The following is a 17,147-nucleotide window of genomic DNA, read 5'->3' on the forward strand; positions in this document are numbered from 1 at the left end:
GCGCACGCGTAACGAGAGGCATCCCATGACCATCAATCTTCAAAAACCCGACATTCGCGAGCTGAAGCCGCGAATCACCGTGTTCGGCGTCGGCGGCGCGGGTGGCAACGCCGTCAACAACATGATCACGGCAGGCCTTGAGGGCGTCGACTTCGTCGTCGCCAACACCGACGCTCAGGCGCTGACGATGTCGAAGGCTGAACGCCTCGTGCAGATGGGCACGCAGGTGACGCAGGGCCTCGGCGCAGGTTCGCAGCCGGATGTCGGCGCGGCTGCGGCGCAGGAAGTGATCGACGAGATCAAGGATCATCTCTCGGGCGCAAACATGGTGTTCGTCACCGCCGGCATGGGCGGCGGCACCGGCACCGGCGCTGCCCCCGTAATCGCTGCGACCGCGCGCGAGATGGGCATCCTCACCGTCGGCGTCGTCACCAAGCCGTTCCACTTCGAAGGCCAGCGCCGCATGCGCACGGCCGAGCAGGGCATCATCGAGCTGCAGAAGGTGGTGGATACGCTTCTCATCATCCCAAACCAGAATCTGTTCCGGGTGGCCAACGAAAAGACCACCTTCGCTGACGCCTTCGCGATGGCCGATCAGGTGCTGTATTCGGGCGTTGCCTGCATCACCGACCTGATGGTCAAGGAAGGCCTCATCAACCTCGACTTCGCCGACGTTCGCGCGGTGATGAAGGAGATGGGCAAGGCGATGATGGGCACCGGCGAATCGACCGGCGAGAAGCGCGCGCTGGCCGCCGCCGAAGCCGCGATTGCCAATCCGCTAATCGACGATTCTTCGATGAAGGGCGCGCGTGGCCTTCTCGTCTCGATCACCGGCGGCAAGGACCTTACGCTGTTCGAAGTCGATGAAGCCGCGACCCGCATCCGCGAGGAAGTGGATGCCGACGCCAACATCATCGTCGGCGCGACCTTCGACGAGCAGCTCGACGGCCTGATCCGCGTCTCGGTGGTCGCCACCGGCATCGACAAGGAAGTCGCGACCAAGGCGGTGCCTGCCGCAGCTCCCGCGGCTACGGCTTCGTCTAGCAGCCCGGAAAACCGCCTCGCCGAGCTCACCGCCCGCCTGCGTGCCGACAACCTGCGCGTCGCCGAGCGGATGCAGAAGATCGAAACTGCGGCTGCTCCGGTTGCTGCGCACGCCCCGGCCGCCCGCCCGACGGCCGAACAGATTGACCGCGCCGCGCTCGCCGCGATTGCCGAAGCCGTGTCGCCTGCGCCGCCCGCCGCTCCGGCGGCTGCGTCCTATGGCGACGTCAGCATCCGTCCGATCCCGCCGAGGCCCTCGCTGTTCCCCGAAAAGGAAGAGCCGATGGAGCTGAACGAGCCGGCACCGGCGGCGGCGTTTATTCCGCCGTCGGCTGAACGGGTGCCGCTGCGTGCGCCGCGCATGCCAAATTTCGATGAGTTGCCGATGCCGGCCCAGAACGAGATTCGCAAGGCGCGCGGCGACATGAAGGAGGAGCATCCGCAGAAGACCCGGACTTCGCTGCTGCAGCGCCTCGCCAATGTCGGCCTTGGCCGTCGCGACGAGGAGCATGAGGCTCCGATCGCAGCCCGCGCCTCCGGTCCCGCCATGCCGCAGATGCCGCCGCTGCCCGAGCGCAAGCCGCAGCGCTCGAATCCGGCGAACATGGGCGAGCCGGTGTCCGAGTACGGACGCCGCCCGGCGCCCCAGGGTCTCGACCAGCACGGGCGTCCGGCTCAGGCCGCTCCCGCTTCTGTGGACGACCACCTGGATATCCCGGCGTTTCTGCGGCGCCAGGCCAACTGATCCTTGTAACAATCTGTATCTGCGAATGCCCCGGCTCACCGCCGGGGCATTTTCTTTTGAGGAGTGGGGTAGGGCAATGGCCGCCTCACAACCTTTTGATTTACAATGAGAATAGTAAGTGATCGGGGCCGACTTTCATTTAGGTCCGCCAAATCAATTGTGGCAGGATCGCGCGTCATATGCGGCGCCTTTGGGGTAACAATCGGTAAACAACCGTGAGTGGCGCTGCCCGCTGCAATGGGTAAGGTCCTGACCACGTTGGGGGGACTTCGGGAATCACTGGCCAGTTTTTTGGCCTCCATGCCGCGAAATCGAAACCTGCGGGGATTTCGGTTTTGGGTTCGGATTTCCCAAGTCTGTTAAGTTAGGTGAAGGCGGGGATGAAATTCAGCCGGCAAAAGACGCTCCGTTCGCACGTCTCGTTGACGGGCGTCGGCGTTCACTCGGGCGCTCCCGTCAATCTGGTTCTTGGACCGGCAGACGTCGATGCCGGCTTCGTTTTTATCCGCACGGATGCTGATGGTACCGAGCGCGAGGTTCGCGCGCTGGCTGCATCCGTTTCGGCCACAGCTTTTGCGACCGTCCTTGGTGACAAGGCGGGCGCCGTGGTGTCCACTGCCGAGCATGTGCTTGCCGCCCTGCGCGGCATGGGCGTGGACAACGCCACCATCGAAGTCGATGGTCCTGAAATTCCGATCATGGATGGCAGCGCCGCGGCATTCGTCGCGGCGATTGACCGTGCGGGCATCGTCGAGCAGTCCGCTCCGTCCCGTTTCATTGAAGTTTTGAAGCCGATCCAGGTCACGCTTGGCGAATCCTTCGGCGAGCTGCGGCCCTACGCAAACGGCTTCCGCGCCGAGGTCGAGATCGATTTCGCCAATCCGCTGATCGGCCGTCAGGCCTACAATTTTGATCTGACGCCGGACGCCTTCCGCCGCGATATCGCGCGCGCCCGCACCTTCGGCTGCATGAAGGACGTGGCCAAGCTCTGGAAGGCCGGTTATGCCCGCGGGGCATCTTTCGACAATTCCGTGGTGTTCGACGAGGACCGTCTGCTCAATGCCGAGGGTCTGCGCTATGCCGACGAATGCGTCCGCCACAAGGTGCTGGACGTGATCGGCGATCTGGCGCTTTCGGGCCTGCCCCTGATCGGCCTGTATCGCTCGGTTCGTGGCGGCCACAAGCTCAACCATGCAGTTCTGACGGCTCTGATGGCCGATCGCCATGCCTGGCGGGTGGTCGAGGTCGAACCGGTGGCAGCACGCCGCCGTGCTTCGGTGTCGGATGCGGTTGGTGGCATGCTGGGCGGCGGCATGGTCGCGCCGGCCTTCGCGCCCGACGTTTCCTGACGTCCCTGCGACGCCTTCGGGCGCAGGGCTTTACCCAAGCCGCCTTTACAAACCGCTTGGGACCCAGTGAGAACCGCCTTAATGCGGGCGAAATGTCTCCCTATCCGGTTGGTCGGGAACGCGATTTCAGCTACATAAGCCGGCGGGAATGCGGGCAGGGGTTCCGGTCATGCCGGGCAGTCTTCCGTTCCGGTCGATTTACTCAGGTCTTGCGAAACACATGACGACGCCTTTGCGCCATTCGCCCAAGCGGCCCTTTTTCGACCGGCTGGGTCGCCAGCTTTGCTTTGCCATGGGCGTGATCGTCCTCGCTGCGCCGCTTGGCGGCTGCGGCACTGGCAACCTGTGGGACAAATTCTTCGCCAAGGACGAGACGTTCGTCGATCAGCCCGCCGACAAGCTCTACAATGAGGGCCTCTTCCTCCTGAACGAGAAGAACGACCGCAAGGGCGCGATCAAGAAATTCGAAGAGGTCGACCGCCAGCATCCATATTCGGACTGGGCGCGCAAGTCGCTCTTGATGTCGGCCTACGCATCCTATCAGAGCGGCGATTACGACGAGTGCATCGCCAACGCCAACCGCTACATCAGCCTGCACCCCGGCAGCCCGGATGCGGCCTACGCCCAATATCTCGTGGCGGTGTCGAACTACGACCAGATTCCCGACGTCAGCCGCGATCAGGGGCGCACCGAAAAAGCCATCGCCGCACTGGAAGAGGTGATTCGCAAATATCCGAACTCGGAATATGCGACCACCGCCAAGAAGAAGATCGAAGGCGCCCGCGACCAGCTCGCCGGCCGCGAGATGACCATCGGCCGCTATTACATGGACAAGCGCGACTACACCGGCGCGATCAACCGCTTCAAGGTCGTGGTGACGCAGTACCAGACCACCCGCCACGTCGAGGAAGCGCTGGCGCGCCTGACGGAAGCCTATATGGCGATCGGCGTGGTCAGCGAGGCGCAGACCGCCGCCGCCGTGCTTGGCCACAACTTTCCGGACAGCCGCTGGTACAAAGACGCCTACAATCTTGTAAAGTCGGGCGGCGTCGAGCCTCAGGAAAACAAGGGCTCCTACATCAGCAAGGCCTTCAAGAAGTTCGGCCTCGGATAGGATTTCACCGCAATGCTGGCCCGCCTTTCGATCCGCGACATCGTCCTGATCGAGCGGCTCGATATCGACTTCGCCAAGGGGCTCGCCGTGCTGACCGGCGAGACCGGGGCTGGCAAATCCATTCTTCTCGATGCCTTCGCGCTGGCGCTCGGCGGGCGTGGTGATGCAAGCCTCGTGCGCCATGGCGTCGAGCAGGGCCAGGTGACTGCGGCCTTCGATCTGCCGAAAAAACACCCGGCCTTTGCGATCCTGCGTGAGAACGGTTTCGACGATCCGGAATCAGGCGAGATGATCCTGCGCCGTGTGCAGCTTGCGGACGGCCGCACACGCGGCTTCCTCAACGATCAGCCCGTCAGCATCCAGACCCTGAAAGCCATTGGTGCGACGCTGGTCGAGATCCACGGTCAGCATGACGAGCGGGCGCTGGTCGATGTCGCGACGCATCGCCGCCTGCTCGACGCCTTTGCCGGGCTTGATGAGAGCGTCGTTGCCGTCGAATCCCTGTGGGACGCGCGCCGGACCGCGCGCGATGCGCTCGAGGAGCATCGCGCCGGGATGGAGCGCGCCGCGCGCGATGCCGACTATCTGCGTCATGCCTCCGAGGAACTGATGAAGCTTGCGCCGGAGGGGGGCGAGGAAACCCGCCTCGCCGAGCGCCGCACCGCGATGATGCAGGGCGAGAAGATTTCCGAGGATCTGCGCGATGCGCTCGCGGCGGTCGCCGGGCCGCAATCGCCGGTCACCTCGCTGGCTGCGGCCGTGCGGCGGCTGGAGCGCCGCGTCGCCAGCGCGCCGAAATTGGTTGAAGATGCCGTGAAGGCGATGGACGCTGCACTCAATTCGCTCGCCGAGGCCGAGCAGAATCTCAATGCAGCAATCCAGGCCGCCGACTACGACCCCGCCGAACTGGAGCGGATCGAGGAGCGGCTGTTCGCGCTGCGGGCGGCGTCACGCAAATATTCCACGCCGGTGGATGACCTCGCCGCGCTGGCGGAGAAGTTCAAGGCCGATGTCGGTTTGATCGACGCGGGCGCGGACAGGCTCAAAGTTCTGGAGAAAGCGGCAAGCGCGGCGGATGCCGCCTATCTCGAGGCTGCGAAGAAACTCTCGGCGGCGCGCATCAAGGCTGCGGAGAAATTGAACAAGGCTGTCAACGCAGAGCTGGCTCCGCTCAAGCTCGAACGCGCCAAGTTTTCGACCCAGATCGAAAGCGAACCGCAATCGCCGGGGCCGCAGGGCTTCGATCGTGTGCAGTTCTGGGTGCAGACCAATCCAGGCACCAAGCCGGGGCCGCTGATGAAGGTCGCCTCCGGCGGCGAACTGTCGCGCTTCCTGCTGGCATTGAAGGTGGTGCTGTCGGATCGCGGCTCCGCGCCGACCCTGGTGTTTGACGAAATCGACACCGGTGTCGGCGGCGCGGTGGCGGATGCGATCGGCGCACGGCTCGCGCGGCTGGCGGAAAAGGTGCAGGTGATGGCGGTGACGCACGCGCCGCAGGTGGCCGCGCGCGCGAATCAGCACCTGCTGATTTCCAAGGAGGCGCTCGACAAGGGCAAACGTGTCGCGACCCGTGTCGCACCGCTTGTGAAGGAACATCGCCGCGAGGAAATCGCCCGCATGCTGGCGGGCGCGGAGATCACGCGCGAGGCCCGCGCTGCGGCGGAGCAGCTGCTCAAGGCCGCAACGGTGTGACGGCTGCTGATGGCTGTTAAGGCAAAAAAGGCGGTGACGCCGGTCGAAAACCTCACCAAGGCACAGGCCAAGGTCGAGCTGACGCGTCTTGCGCTCGAAATCTCGATGCACGACGAGCGCTATTATCAGAAAGACGCGCCGACGGTTTCCGACGCGGACTACGACAAACTGCGTCAGCGTCTCTCCGCTATCGAGGAGCGTTTTCCCGAGCTGGTGGCGAAGGATTCGCCGTCGCAAAAAGTCGGAGCGCAGCCTTCACGCGCGTTCGCAAAAATCCGCCATGCCGTGCCGATGCTCTCGCTTGGCAACGCGTTCAGCGACGAGGATGTCGCGGAGTTTGCCACGCGCGTGCGGCGCTTTCTCAATCTCGGCGCCGACGAGCCGCTTGTAATCGTCGCCGAGCCGAAGATCGACGGGCTGTCGCTGTCGCTGCGTTATGAGAATGGCGAGCTTGTCAGCGCCGCGACTCGTGGCGACGGCTTCGAGGGCGAGGATGTCACCGCCAACGTCCGCACCATCAAGGACGTGCCGCACACGCTGAAGGGAAAAAATGTTCCCGCCATCTGCGAGGTGCGCGGCGAGGTCTACATGATGCGCGAGGATTTCCTCGCGCTCAACAAGAAGCAGGCCGAGGCGGACGACACCATCTTCGCCAATCCGCGCAATTCCGCCGCCGGATCGCTGCGGCAGAAGAACGTCGAAGTGACCGCCTCACGGCCGCTGAAGTTCTTCGCCTATGCCTGGGGCGAGATGAGCGAGATGTCTGCGTCGACGCAGTTCGAGATGGTGAAGTGGCTTGGCAAGGCCGGCTTCGTCACCAACCCGCGCATGGTCTTGTGTCGCGATGTCGAGACGCTGTTGACATACTATCGCGAGATCGAGACCGAGCGTGCCTCGTTGCCCTATGACATCGATGGCGTGGTCTACAAGGTCGATCGCCTCGACTGGCAGAACCGGCTCGGATTCATCTCGCGCAGCCCGCGCTGGGCGATCGCGCACAAGTTTGCCGCCGAGCAGGCGACGACTGTGCTGGAGAAAATCGATATTCAGGTCGGCCGGACCGGCGCGCTGACACCTGTGGCGCGGTTGACGCCCGTCACGGTCGGCGGCGTGGTGGTGCAGAACGCCACGCTGCACAACGAGGACGAAATCGCCCGCAAGGATATTCGCGAAGGCGACACCGTGGTGATCCAGCGCGCGGGTGACGTGATCCCGCAGGTCGTCAGCGTGGTAACGGAGAAGCGGCGGAAGAACGCAAAGCCTTATTCGTTTCCGCACAAGTGTCCGATCTGCGGCAGTCATGCGGTGCGCGAGGAAGACGAGGCGGTGCGCCGTTGCACCGGCGCGCTGATCTGTCCGGCGCAGGCGGTGGAGCGGCTCAAGCATTTCGTCTCGCGGCTTGCTTTCGATATTGAAGGTCTTGGCGACAAGCAGATTCAGGAATTTTATGATGACGGGCTGATCATGCATCCCGTCGACATTTTCACGCTGCAAAAGCGTGACGCGCGCGCGGTTAAGAAGCTCAAGGACCGTGAGGGGTACGGCGATGTTTCGGTGAACAATTTGTTCGCCGCGATCGATGCGCGCCGCCGGATCGAGCTCAATCGGCTGATCTTCGCGCTTGGCATTCGTCATGTCGGCGAAGGCAATGCCAAGCTGCTGGCCCGCCATTATGGCAGCATCGAAAACCTGCGCGCAGCGATGGCGGAAGCCGGCGCGGCGCAGACGGAGGAAGGCAATACTTCCGAGGCCTATGCCGATCTGAACAATATCGGCGGCATCGGGGATATTGTGGCCGACGCGGTGGTCGGGTTCTTTGCGGAGAAGCGCAACGTCAAGGCGCTCGACGAACTGCTCGCGGAAATCGAAGTGCTGCCCGCCGAGCAGGTGCGTACCGATTCCGCCGTTGCGGGAAAAACCGTCGTCTTCACCGGCTCGCTGACGAAGTTTACCCGCGATGAAGCCAAGGCGCAGGCCGAGCGGCTGGGCGCGAAAGTCTCCGGCTCGGTGTCGAAGAAAACGGATTACGTCGTCGCGGGCGAAGAGGCGGGCTCCAAGCTCACCAAGGCGCGCGAGCTGGGCGTCGCCGTGCTCACCGAAGACGAGTGGCTGAAGCTCATTGAGGCTTAAGCCAGCGGCTTCGTCGCAGCATCGAGCCAGACCTTGGTGGCTTCGTCATCGACCAGCGGCTTGATCTCCCGCCGCACCCTTGCATGGTAATCGTCGATCCAGGTGCGTTCCTGCGCGCTTAATTGTGCGACATCGATCAGCCGCCGGTCGATCGGCGCGAGCGTCAGCGTCTCGAAGGCGTCCATCGGCTTTTCCGCGCCATCGACTTTTGCTTCCATGATCAGTTCGAGATTCTCGATGCGGATGCCGTAGGCGCCGGCTTTGTAATAGCCGGGTTCGTTGGAGAGGATCATGCCCCGGCGCAGCGGGACATGGCCGAGCTTGGAAATGCGGGCGGGGCCTTCGTGCACGGAGAGATAGCTGCCGACGCCGTGGCCGGTGCCGTGCTCGAAATCGAGGCCAGCCTGCCAAAGGAATTGCCGCGCCAGCGCGTCGATCTGCACACCGTGGGTGCCGTCGGGGAAGATCGCGCTGGCGACCGCGATATGGCCGCGCAGCACGCGGGTGAACCGGTCGCGCATTTCCGCCGTCGGCTCGCCGATGGCGATGGTGCGAGTGACGTCGGTGGTGCCGTCCTCATATTGCGCGCCGGAATCGATCAGCAGCAGGTCGCCCGGCTTGATGCGCCGGTTGCTCTTGCGGGTGACGCGGTAGTGGACGATGGCGCCGTTCGGTCCCGTACCCGAGATGGTTGGGAACGATACATCCTTCAATGCGCCGGTGTGGCGGCGGAAGGTTTCCAGCGCTTCGACGGCGTCGATCTCGGTCAGTGCACCGCCGGGGGCCTCATGGTCGATCCAGGCGAGGAAACGCGCCAGCGCCGCGCCGTCGCGGCGATGCGCCGTGCGGGAGCCGGAAATCTCGGTGGCGTTCTTGATCGCCTTGAGTTGGGTGACGGGATCGGCAATGCGCCGGGCGATGCCGCCTGCATCCTTGATCGTGCGGCTCAGCACGTCGGCGGCGGTGGCATTGTCGAGGCCGATGGAGGCGCTGTTCCGGGAAGCTGCGGTGAGCGCGGAAAGCAGCGCTTCCGGCCCGGCGATCTCCGCGTGGTTGGCGAGGTGCGCGCGCGTCTCGTTCGAGAGCTTGCGGGAATCGATGAAGATCGTGGGCGCGCGGTCTTTCGGCAGCAGCGCGTAGGACAAAGGCAGCGGCGTGTGCGCCACGTCCGCGCCGCGGATGTTGAAGGTCCACGCCACCGCATGCGAATCGGACAGCACCAGCGCATCGAGACCGAGACGTGCCATCTCGGCGCGGATGCGGGTGAGCTTGTCCGCCTCGCTCTCCCCGGCGAATTCGGATGCATGCACCGTCACCTGACCGAGAGGCGAGGCAGGGCGCTCGCTCCAGATCGCATCCACCGGATTGTCGTCCACCGCGACAAGCTCTGCGCCTGCCTTCTCACAGGCAGCCGCAAGCCGTTCGGCTGCCGCCGTGGTGTGCAGCCATGGATCGAAACCGAAGCGCTCGCCGGTCTTGATGTGCTGCGTCAGCCATTGTTCCGGCGGTGGATCGGCCAGCGGCTCGATGCTCCACGCCGTGGTGTCCACTTGCTGGGCAGCCTGCAACGTATAGCGGCCGTCGACGAACAAAGCCGCATCGCGGATCGTCACCATCGCAAGTCCGGCCGAACCGGTGAAGCCGCTCAGCCAGGCGAGGCGCTCCTCGGAGGGCGCAACGTACTCGTTCTGCTGACTGTCGCCGCGTGGAACAACGAACCCGGCCAGACCTCGCTGCACGATTTCCTCGCGGAAAGCTGCCAGCCGCGCCGAAAGCGCGGTGCCTCCTTCTGGTTCGTCGAAATTCTGAAACTGGGCCTCGAACATCAGCAACCTTCCAAGCGGAGTTTGGCACGAACCATGCTTTGTAAATTAACACGGCTCAAGCGGAAGGCGAGCGCCGGAACCATTGATGGCATCTGCGCGTTTCATTCGCTAACCGGAGAAGTGCCGGCGTGGAAGTGTTCAACCGGGCAAGGAGGGTGAAAATGCGGTCTTTCGGATTTGAAAAGCCGTCGCCGGACAGGCTGCCCCCGGTTTCGAGCGAAGAGGGGGCACTGTTTGGCATGGTGGCTAAACGGCGCGGCCTGATCGTGGAATTGCTCGACCGGCTCACGGAAGCGCGCTTGCAGCGTGATGCCCGCAACATCGGCTATACCGAGGGCGACGTGACGCCAAAACGGACGCGCGAATCTTAAGCAATCCGCTGCATCAAGAGGCTGACCCAGCCGTCGAGTTCATAGCGGCGGATCAGCCGCAGGCCCTGGCCCCGGTAAGCCGCGATCACACCGCGCGCGTGGGGCGGCAGCAGGCCCGACAGAATCACGAAAGCGGACGGCGCCAGATGCTGCGCCATCGGTGCTGCGAGCTGGCGCAACGGGTTGGCGAGGATGTTGGCCAGCACGAGGTCGAACGGCCCGGTTTCCGCAAAGCGTGGTGAGCCGAAGCCGATCGCGTGGATCGCTTCCACATCCTGTCCGACGCCGTTGAGAACGGCGTTCTCCTTCGCGACCAGAACCGAGCGCGGGTCGATGTCGCTGGCGAGAATGCTCCTGTGCAGCGCCTTGGCGGCTGCGATCGCCAGCACGCCGGTGCCGGTGCCGAGGTCGAGCACGCGGCGGGGCGTGGATTGGCAAAGCACCCGGTCGAGCAGCATGAGGCAGCCACGCGTGGTGCCGTGATGGCCGGTTCCGAACGCGAGCGCGGCCTCGATCTCGATTCGCAGCTTGTTCGGCGGAATCCGGTCGCGGTCATGCTGGCCGTGAACGACGAAGCGCCCGGCGCGGACCGGCACGAGGTCGGCAAGGCTCGCTTTCACCCAGTCCTTGGCCTCCACCGTGTCGAACACGAGCGCGGCGGCGGTTTCATCGCCGACAGTCTGGGCGACCATGGCGCGGATGGCTGCCTGATCGGGCTGCGTCTCGAAATACAGCGACACGTCCCACTCGCTGCTGCCCGGCCGTTCGAAGGCCGAAACGACGACCTCGCCGTCGTCGAAGATTTCGGACAGCACATCGACGATCCGGTTGGCGCTGGCCTCGCTCCCGGCGCTGCAGGTGGCGTGATGGGTCGGGCTGGAGGGCGTCGCGGAGGGGGCCATGAAAGCTCGAATGCAAGGAATGGAGAGGCCTGCCGGGCTGTGGCGGTCTGAGGTCCAGCGTGGGCACGATGCCTACAGGATATCCTCATAAAGTGCGAGCCGGTCTATGAGCCGAAAATGTCTTGCGCAGGCAGGAGCCTGCATCCGGCAGGGGAGTTCCTCTCCGGTCGGAGGTCACATATCCGTCATCAGTTGATCTGTTTAAATTTGATACATTAGGAATAGATGTTAAAGGGATGCTGAGACAACCGAAGGGAGAGTGGCCATGAAAAATCTGACTCTGGGCCGGGTTCTGGTCGTTCTCGCTTTGGTCGCCCTGCTGATCGGCACCGGCGTATGGGCCGTTGAGGTCTGGAACGCCAGCGGCAACGTCGACATGGGCAAGCACGGCTGGATCGCGCTCGGCCTCGGCACGTTTTTCTCTCTTGTGATCGGCTGCGGATTGATGGCGTTGATGTTTTTCAGCAGCCGCAGCGGTCACGACGAGGCTGCCGACCCGCTCAGGCACAGGGACAATCCGCCGGGCGGTGGTGTCTAGGCCGAAATCTCCACAACCTGTTCACAGCCTATCCACGGGTTCCGCACAGCTTTCCCACAGGGCGGCTTACGCAAAGATCCCCTGATGGTCGCGCAGGATGGTCTGTGCGGCGTTATAGCCCGGCGCGCCGGTGACTCCGCCGCCGGGATGGGCGCCCGAGCCGCAATGGTAGAGTCCTTTCAACGGCCCGCGATAGTCGGCATGGCCGAGCAGCGGACGCGCCGAGAATAACTGGTTCAGCGTCAGCTTGCCGTGGAAGATGTCGCCGCCGATCAGTCCGAACTGCCGCTCGAGGTCGAGCGGGGAGAGGATCTGGCGGGCGATGACGCTGCGCGCGAAGCCGGGCGCGTAACGGTCCACGGTTGCAATTATCAGGTTGGCGACCTCCTCGCGGTGATCGTCCCAGGATTTGCCATCCGGCAATTCCGGCGCGACGTGCTGGCAGAACAAGCTTGCGACATGCGCATCGGGCGGGGCGAGGCTGTCGTCCAGCGTGGACGGGATCAGCATTTCCACAACCGGCTCGCGGCTCCAGCCATGCTCTCGCGCGTCATGGTAGGCGCGGTCCATATAGGCAAGCGACGGCGCAAGGATGATGCCGCTGGTGAGATGGTCACCCATGCCCGGCAGCGCGGTAAAGGAGGGCAGCGCGGCGAGCGCCACGTTCATCCGGAACGTGCCGGAGCCGTTGCGATATTTTTTGATGCGCGCGGCAAACGGTGCGGGCAATGCGGCCTGCGGCACGAGGCGCGTGTAAAGCAGCGTCGGATTGACGTTGGAGACGACATAGCGCCCGCGGAGCGTTTCGCCGTTCTCCAGCGTGACGCCGATGGCGCGGCCGTTCTCGACCAGAACTTCGCGGACGCCGGCTTCGGTTTCGATCTCGACGCCATGACTGCGGGCGGATGACGCCATCGCCTGCGTAATCGCGCCCATGCCGCCGATGGCGTGGCCCCACAATCCCTTGCGGCCGTTCACCTCGCCGAAGGCGTGATGCAGCATCACATAGGCGGAGCCTGCCGCGTAGGGGCTTGCATAGTGGCCAACGATGGCGTCGAAGCCGAACAGCGCCTTGACGAGGTCGCTCTCGAACCAGTCGTCCAGCATTTCGCCTGCCGACAGCGTGAACAAATCGAGCAGCAGCCGCTGATGCTCCAGCGAAAGCCTGCGTAGGATGTTGCCGCTCTCCAGTGCGTTGAAGGATTCGCGCAGCGTGTTGAGCGAAAATCCTTCCGTGATGTTGGGGGGCGCGCGCAGCAGGAATTGCCGCAGCACGTCGGCGACGATCTCAAGTTCACGGTTGAAAGCGTCGATGTGCAGCGCATCGTGCTGGCTCAGTTTTGCGATCGATTGATGGGTGCGCCCCTCGCCGGTGAGCAGATAGCGGCCATCGGGGGAGGGAAGAAAATTCTGCGCGCGCCGCTCGACGATGCGCAGGCCATGGCCCGCGAGATTCAACTCGGCGATCACGCGTGGGTGCAGCAGGCTCACGGTGTAGGCCGCGACCGAATTGCGGAAGCCGGGGTGAAACTCCTCCGTCACGGCCGCGCCGCCCACAACCTTACGCCGCTCGACGATTTTGACCGTGAGGCCGTTCATCGCGAGATAGGCCGCGCAGGTGAGGCCATTATGGCCGGCGCCGATGATGATCGCGTCGTACCGTGACATTTGGTCTTCTTAAATGCGGTCCCTTCCGCAGGCGAGCGATTTCTCGCGCTGGGGATGGTTATGGGCCCGTTATTGTCCGTTCATCTTCGCTATGATCCACTGGTGGAAACGGCGTTTCCGGACGTTTCCGGCCTTGCGGCCGCTTGCGGAGTTGTCATGACCTCCCCGTCACCGGCCGATGCGGCATCACCCGCCGCGCGCAACCGTGTTGTGCTTGCGGCCTACACCGCGACGATCTTCCTGAGCGCGCTGCTGCTGTTTTCCGTGCAGCCCCTGTTCACCAAGATGGTGTTGCCGCGGCTTGGCGGATCGCCCGCGGTGTGGTCGGTGGCGATGGTGTTCTTCCAGTCGCTGCTGCTCGGCGGCTATGCCTACGCGCATGTGCTGATGACGCTGAAAAGCCGGACGGCTCCGGTAGTGGTTCATCTTGTAGTGCTGGCGGTGGCCTTCACGTTTCTGCCGCTGTCGATCTCGAGCGGTTGGGCCGAGCCGCCCGCCAGTGGCTACGCCTTCTGGCTGCTTGGCCTGTTCGCGGCTTCGATCGGCCTGCCGTTCTTCGCGCTCGCCGCCAACAATCCGATGTTGCAGGCATGGTTCGTCCGCACCGGGCACCCGCAGGGGCCGGACCCGTACTTTCTCTATGCCTCCTCGAATATCGGCAGCTTTCTTGCGCTGCTGTCCTATCCGGTGCTGCTGGAGCCGATGCTGACGCTGCATGCGCAGAACCTGCTGTGGACTGTCGGCTACGGGTTACTGATCCTGCTGATCGGAGTTTGCGGATTTTTGCTGCTGCGCGCGCCGCCAATAGCCATCACCTCGGACGAGAGCGACGAGGCCACGCCCGCGCCGTCGTGGCTGCAATGGGGGCGGTGGGTGTATCTCGCGGCGATCCCCTCGGGCCTGCTGATCGCCGTCACCGCCCATATCTCAACCGACGTCGCGGCGGCGCCGCTGCTGTGGGTGTTGCCGCTGTCGCTCTATCTGCTGACCTGGGTGCTGGTGTTCCAGTCGCGGCCGCTGCTGCCGCATGTCTGGATGCTGAAGCTGCAACCGCTCGCCATTGCGGGCGTCGTGGTGCTGCTGGCCATCGGCGGCGAGCAGAACCTGCTGCTGACGCTCGGCGGCCATCAGCTTTGCTTCTTCATCATCGCGATGGCGAGCCACGGCGAACTGGCGCGCACCCGCCCGCCGGCGCGCTACCTCACCGGCTTTTACGTGGCGCTGTCGTTCGGCGGCATGATCGGCGGGTTGTTCGCGGGACTGGTCGCGCCGTTCACGTTCTCATGGGTCGCGGAATATCCGATCCTGCTGGCGCTCGCGGCATTGTGTCGCCCGCCACAGCCGTCGCGGCGCGGCGCGATGCTGCTCTGGCTCGCAGCCATGGTGACCGCGCTGGTGCTGGTCGCGCTGGCGTATCGCGCGGATGCTGCGGAAGTGTTTCTTGAGAACTGGCGTGTATGGGCGATCGGTTCACTCGCCGCGGTGGCCGCGCTACTGGCCATGGTGATGCGAATTCATCGTCTCCAGTTCGCGGTGCTGGTGGCACTGGGCCTCGTGCTGGTGCGCATCTATCCGCTGGATGAGGGGCGGGTGGAGACGGTGCGCAGCTTCTTCGGCGTGCACAAGATCGTGGTGACGCCGGGCGGGTACTATCATGTGCTGATGCACGGCACGACGATTCACGGCGCGGAGAAATTCCTCAACGACGATGGCACGCGGGTCACGGGCCGGCCGGAGCCGATCAGCTATTATCACAGTGATGGCGGAATCGGCCGCGCGATCGCGGCGATTCGCGCCCGCAAGAGCGGGCCGTTGCGGGTTGTGGTGATCGGCCTTGGCGCGGGCACGCTTGCCTGTCAGGCGAAGCCCGGCGAGACGTGGAAGTTCTTCGAGATCGATCAGACCATGGTCGATACCGCGCGCAACCCGAAATATTTCACCTATCTGTCCGCCTGCATGCCGGACATCAAGCCGGTGATCGGCGATGCGCGGCTGACCTTCGCGCGCGAGCCGGATGCCGCCTACGATCTCATCATTGTCGACGCCTATTCCTCGGACGCAATCCCGATCCATCTGGCGACGCAGGAGGCGATGGCGATCTACAAGGCCAAGCTCGCGCCGGGCGGCGCGGTGGTGATGCACGTCTCCAACCGGCATCTCGAGCTGGCGAGCGTCGTCGTCGGCATCGCCGACGCGAACGGGATGAAAAGCTGGGTTTACAACGAGGACAGCGGCCGCGACGCCGAATACATCTTCACCACGAATGTGGTGGTGTCCGCGCGCAAGCCGGAAGATGTCGGTAGTCTTGCATCGGACAGCTATTGGCAGAGCACACCGCCGACGCCCGGAGAATGGGTCTGGACCGACGATTATTCCAACGTGCTGGGTGCGGTGTATCGCCGCCTGCGCGACGGGGATAACTGACCCCGCGCTTTAGCGCTTAGGCGTCAATCGTCGTCGTCACCGAACAGCGGCCGGGTCTGATAGGTGCGGCGCTGGTAATAACGCTGACCCCCGCTCTGGGCATAATCGTTGTTGTCGTAGCCGCGGCTGTAGCGCGGATCGATATAGATGCGCCGGGTCGGGTCGCGCGGATCGGGGGCTGATACGTCGCTGCCATATCGGCTGTTGTTGCCGTAATTGTAATAAGGCTGGCGCTGGACCTGCTGCTGGTAGGAATCGTCGCCGGGGCGATCGTACATCGCGCCGGACGGCACGCGCTGCGGCGTCGTGTCCAAAGGCTGACCCGCGCTGGCGTCGGCATCGAGCGTGCCGCCACGGGTGGCGACGTTGCGCGGATTGCGCGCGAGCGCCACGCGTGACGAACCTGTGAGGTGCACCGTCGTCTTCAGCAGGCCTTCCCGCTTGACCAGATTCCACAGCGTCGTTGCGTTGGCGCGCGACAGCCTCACGCAGCCGTGCGAGACCGGCACACCGAGGCTCCTGACGGAATCGGTGCCGTGGATGGCGTGGCCCTGCTTGGTGAAGAAGATCGAATGCGGCATCGGCGCATCGTCGAACTCCTTCGAGAAATGGTTTTCTTCCATGCGGAAGGTCTGGAAGTTTCCGTTCGGCGTTTCATGCGTGGGATTGCCGCTCGACACCGGCCAGCGATAGAGCACCTGTCCATCGACCGAGACGGTCATCTGCTGGATGTCCTTGTTGACCTCGATATCGACCGCGGCACGAGCCATCGACGCGCTGGCCGCCATGATCAGCGCCGCAACGGGAATGACCAATTTACGCATGTTACCGATCTCCAGCGGCCCGCCATGTGGCCGATACGACTTCGGGAGTTATGTGCTGAAGATGGCTTTTTCCAGCGGGGCTGACGTTTAGAACATCCCGTTCAGGCGAAATGATCCATTAACCGCTCTAACGTTTGCGTGAAACCTTTGGTCCGCCAGAGCGTTAGTCTCGCGTCGATGATTTGTCACTTTCAACATGAGAGTCTGAAATGAAAGCAATCGCCTCCGCCGTCCAGCCGGCAAATCGAACCTTTGCATGGGCCTCCGCCCTGGCGCTTCTGGTGCTGCTCGCCGCTCCTCTGGCCGGGCATGCACAGGGCATTATCGGCGGTGCGGAAGAAGGTGCCTATCGCGGCAACCGCGCCGCAGGCCCGGTCGGTGGTGTCGTGGGCGGTGCGATTGGTGCAGGTGTCGGCGGCGCGGTGGGCGCGGTCAACGGCGTGATTGGCCATCCGCGCCACTATCACCGTCACCGCCACTACCGCCGTCACCATCATCGCTACTGAGCGAATTCGGCTGA

Annotated in this window: 13 protein-coding genes; 9 read left to right on the forward strand and 4 right to left on the reverse strand. The window is 64.0% G+C overall.

Going from position 1 to position 17,147, the window contains the following annotated elements; translation table 11 throughout:
- The first annotated feature begins 25 nt into the window (after positions 1 to 25).
- From ftsZ to ligA, 5 genes are all read left to right on the forward strand, one after another.
- Positions 26 to 1,789: a cell division protein FtsZ gene (gene ftsZ / locus AC1RNA_RS08505; RefSeq protein ID WP_492950796.1), complete on the forward strand. Its 1,764-nt coding sequence runs from the start codon at positions 26 to 28 to the stop codon at positions 1,787 to 1,789.
- Between the two features lie 380 nt (positions 1,790 to 2,169).
- The gene (gene lpxC, locus AC1RNA_RS08510) at positions 2,170 to 3,138 is read left to right on the forward strand and encodes a UDP-3-O-acyl-N-acetylglucosamine deacetylase (RefSeq protein WP_048755697.1); all 969 of its coding nucleotides are present in this window, start codon (positions 2,170 to 2,172) and stop codon (positions 3,136 to 3,138) included.
- Between the two features lie 220 nt (positions 3,139 to 3,358).
- Positions 3,359 to 4,252, forward strand: coding sequence for an outer membrane protein assembly factor BamD (locus tag AC1RNA_RS08515; protein ID WP_040297687.1), 894 nt, complete (start codon positions 3,359 to 3,361; stop codon positions 4,250 to 4,252).
- A 12-nt stretch (positions 4,253 to 4,264) separates the two neighbouring features.
- A complete protein-coding gene (recN, locus tag AC1RNA_RS08520) occupies positions 4,265 to 5,944 on the forward strand; it encodes a DNA repair protein RecN (protein WP_492950797.1) in 1,680 nt (559 codons plus the stop codon).
- 9 nt (positions 5,945 to 5,953) lie between these two features.
- On the forward strand, positions 5,954 to 8,074 hold the full coding sequence (ligA, locus tag AC1RNA_RS08525) for an NAD-dependent DNA ligase LigA (RefSeq protein ID WP_492950798.1): 2,121 nt from the start codon (positions 5,954 to 5,956) through the stop codon (positions 8,072 to 8,074).
- Here the strand turns inward: ligA and AC1RNA_RS08530 are convergent.
- The gene (locus AC1RNA_RS08530) at positions 8,071 to 9,900 is read right to left on the reverse strand and encodes an aminopeptidase P family protein (protein ID WP_492950799.1); all 1,830 of its coding nucleotides are present in this window, start codon (positions 9,898 to 9,900) and stop codon (positions 8,071 to 8,073) included. The genes ligA and AC1RNA_RS08530 overlap by 4 nt on opposite strands.
- A 128-nt stretch (positions 9,901 to 10,028) precedes the next feature.
- Between AC1RNA_RS08530 and AC1RNA_RS08535 the strand changes: the two genes are divergently transcribed.
- The gene (locus AC1RNA_RS08535) at positions 10,029 to 10,271 is read left to right on the forward strand and encodes a hypothetical protein (protein WP_349509548.1); all 243 of its coding nucleotides are present in this window, start codon (positions 10,029 to 10,031) and stop codon (positions 10,269 to 10,271) included.
- Here AC1RNA_RS08535 and AC1RNA_RS08540 read toward each other — a convergent pair.
- Positions 10,268 to 11,173: a 50S ribosomal protein L11 methyltransferase gene (locus tag AC1RNA_RS08540; protein ID WP_492950800.1), complete on the reverse strand. Its 906-nt coding sequence runs from the start codon at positions 11,171 to 11,173 to the stop codon at positions 10,268 to 10,270. The genes AC1RNA_RS08535 and AC1RNA_RS08540 overlap by 4 nt on opposite strands.
- A 265-nt stretch (positions 11,174 to 11,438) precedes the next feature.
- Between AC1RNA_RS08540 and AC1RNA_RS08545 the strand changes: the two genes are divergently transcribed.
- A complete protein-coding gene (locus AC1RNA_RS08545) occupies positions 11,439 to 11,711 on the forward strand; it encodes a hypothetical protein (RefSeq protein ID WP_009337106.1) in 273 nt (90 codons plus the stop codon).
- A 66-nt stretch (positions 11,712 to 11,777) separates the two neighbouring features.
- Here the strand turns inward: AC1RNA_RS08545 and AC1RNA_RS08550 are convergent, their stop codons facing one another.
- Complete coding sequence (locus AC1RNA_RS08550; RefSeq protein WP_492950801.1) at positions 11,778 to 13,379, reverse strand: phytoene desaturase family protein; 1,602 nt, start codon at positions 13,377 to 13,379, stop codon at positions 11,778 to 11,780.
- 156 nt (positions 13,380 to 13,535) lie between these two features.
- On the opposite strand from AC1RNA_RS08550, the gene AC1RNA_RS08555 reads away from it, so the two are divergent.
- Positions 13,536 to 15,803 carry a spermidine synthase gene (locus AC1RNA_RS08555; protein ID WP_492950802.1) on the forward strand — a complete coding sequence of 756 codons (2,268 nt, stop codon included), beginning with the start codon at positions 13,536 to 13,538 and terminating at the stop codon, positions 15,801 to 15,803.
- Positions 15,804 to 15,826: 23 nt separating this feature from the next.
- Here the strand turns inward: AC1RNA_RS08555 and AC1RNA_RS08560 are convergent, their stop codons facing one another.
- Positions 15,827 to 16,627: a L,D-transpeptidase gene (locus tag AC1RNA_RS08560; RefSeq protein ID WP_492950803.1), complete on the reverse strand. Its 801-nt coding sequence runs from the start codon at positions 16,625 to 16,627 to the stop codon at positions 15,827 to 15,829.
- Positions 16,628 to 16,836: 209 nt separating this feature from the next.
- Between AC1RNA_RS08560 and AC1RNA_RS08565 the strand changes: the two genes are divergently transcribed.
- Positions 16,837 to 17,133, forward strand: a complete 297-nt coding sequence (locus AC1RNA_RS08565; RefSeq protein ID WP_009337102.1) for a hypothetical protein — start codon at positions 16,837 to 16,839, stop codon at positions 17,131 to 17,133.
- Positions 17,134 to 17,147 lie beyond the last annotated feature (14 nt).

The sequence above is a fragment of the Afipia sp. GW821-FHT14H12 genome, from assembly GCF_058803465.1.

Bases quoted from the DNA above. Each gene is read 5' to 3' on its own strand.
- ftsZ (WP_492950796.1), top strand. From the start codon at position 26: ATGACCATCAATCTTCAAAAACCCGACATTCGCGAGCTGAAGCCGCGA.
- lpxC (WP_048755697.1), top strand. From the start codon at position 2,170: ATGAAATTCAGCCGGCAAAAGACGCTCCGTTCGCACGTCTCGTTGACG.
- AC1RNA_RS08515 (WP_040297687.1), top strand. From the start codon at position 3,359: ATGACGACGCCTTTGCGCCATTCGCCCAAGCGGCCCTTTTTCGACCGG.
- recN (WP_492950797.1), top strand. From the start codon at position 4,265: ATGCTGGCCCGCCTTTCGATCCGCGACATCGTCCTGATCGAGCGGCTC.
- ligA (WP_492950798.1), top strand. From the start codon at position 5,954: ATGGCTGTTAAGGCAAAAAAGGCGGTGACGCCGGTCGAAAACCTCACC.
- AC1RNA_RS08530 (WP_492950799.1), bottom strand. From the start codon at position 9,900: ATGTTCGAGGCCCAGTTTCAGAATTTCGACGAACCAGAAGGAGGCACC.
- AC1RNA_RS08540 (WP_492950800.1), bottom strand. From the start codon at position 11,173: ATGGCCCCCTCCGCGACGCCCTCCAGCCCGACCCATCACGCCACCTGC.
- AC1RNA_RS08545 (WP_009337106.1), top strand. From the start codon at position 11,439: ATGAAAAATCTGACTCTGGGCCGGGTTCTGGTCGTTCTCGCTTTGGTC.
- AC1RNA_RS08550 (WP_492950801.1), bottom strand. From the start codon at position 13,379: ATGTCACGGTACGACGCGATCATCATCGGCGCCGGCCATAATGGCCTC.
- AC1RNA_RS08555 (WP_492950802.1), top strand. From the start codon at position 13,536: ATGACCTCCCCGTCACCGGCCGATGCGGCATCACCCGCCGCGCGCAAC.
- AC1RNA_RS08560 (WP_492950803.1), bottom strand. From the start codon at position 16,627: ATGCGTAAATTGGTCATTCCCGTTGCGGCGCTGATCATGGCGGCCAGC.
- AC1RNA_RS08565 (WP_009337102.1), top strand. From the start codon at position 16,837: ATGAAAGCAATCGCCTCCGCCGTCCAGCCGGCAAATCGAACCTTTGCA.